1 protein-coding gene and 1 pseudogene are annotated in these 1,109 nt (G+C 36.5%); both read left to right on the forward strand.

Going from position 1 to position 1,109, the window contains the following annotated elements; translation table 11 throughout:
* Window positions 1–754, forward strand: a pseudogene (gene tacF / locus SMSK597_RS0102505) (type IV teichoic acid flippase TacF); the annotation flags it as partial.
* A 9-nt stretch (window positions 755–763) separates the two neighbouring features.
* The coding region (locus tag SMSK597_RS0102510; RefSeq protein ID WP_000811877.1) for a LicD family protein at window positions 764–1,109 on the forward strand (346 nt) is incomplete at its 3' end.

A 1,109-nucleotide genomic window follows, 5' to 3' on the forward strand; every position in this document is an offset into this window, starting at 1 on the left:
CACCATGGCTCAACGAATTGTGACCGTTATAGCTGGGGTTGTAACAGGAGCTATCGGAGTGAGTGTGCCTCGTCTCAGTTACTATTTGGGTAAAGGAGACAAAGAAGCCTATGTTTCCCTGGTTAATAGAGGTAGTCGAATCTTTAACTTCTTTATCATTCCACTGAGCTTTGGACTCATGGTTCTAGGACCAAATGCCATCCTACTTTACGGTAGTGAAAAATATATAGGAGGCGGTATCTTAACCTCTCTCTTCGCTTTTCGTACGATTATCCTGGCACTAGATACCATTCTTGGTTCACAAATTCTCTTTACAAATGGCTATGAAAAACGTATTACCGTTTACACAGTCTTCGCTGGATTGCTCAATTTGGGCTTGAATAGTCTTCTCTTTTTTAACCAAATCGTGGCTCCTGAATACTACTTACTGACAACTATGTTGTCAGAGGCCTCTCTACTTGTTTTCTATATCATTTTCATCCATAGAAAACAGCTCATCCACTTGGGACATATCTTCAGTTATACTGGTCGATACTCGCTCTTTTCACTTTCCTTTGTAGCAATTTATTTCCTGATTAATTTCTTGTATCCTGTGGATATGGTCATTAATTTGCCATTTTTGATTAATACTGGTTTGATTGTCTTGCTATCAGCCATCTCTTATGTTGGACTACTTGTCTTTACCAAAGATAGCATTTTCTATGAATTTTTAAACCATGTCCTAGCCTTAAAAAATAAATTCAAAAAATCATAGGAGTATAGAATGAAACAACTAACCATTGAAGATGCCAAACAAATTGAATTAGAAATTTTGGATTATATTGATACTCTCTGTAAAAAGCACAATATCAACTATATTATTAACTACGGTACTCTGATTGGGGCGGTTCGACATGAGGGCTTTATCCCTTGGGACGATGATATTGATCTATCCATGCCTCGAGAAGACTACCAACGATTTATTAACATTTTTCAAAAGGAAAAAAGCAAATATAAGCTCCTATCCCTAGAAACAGATAAGAACTACTTTAACAACTTTATCAAAATCACCGACAGTACGACTAAAATAATTGATACTCGAAATACGAAAACCTATGAGTCAGGTGTTT

The organism is Streptococcus mitis SK597 (assembly GCF_000148545.1).
Taxonomy (GTDB): domain Bacteria; phylum Bacillota; class Bacilli; order Lactobacillales; family Streptococcaceae; genus Streptococcus; species Streptococcus mitis_C.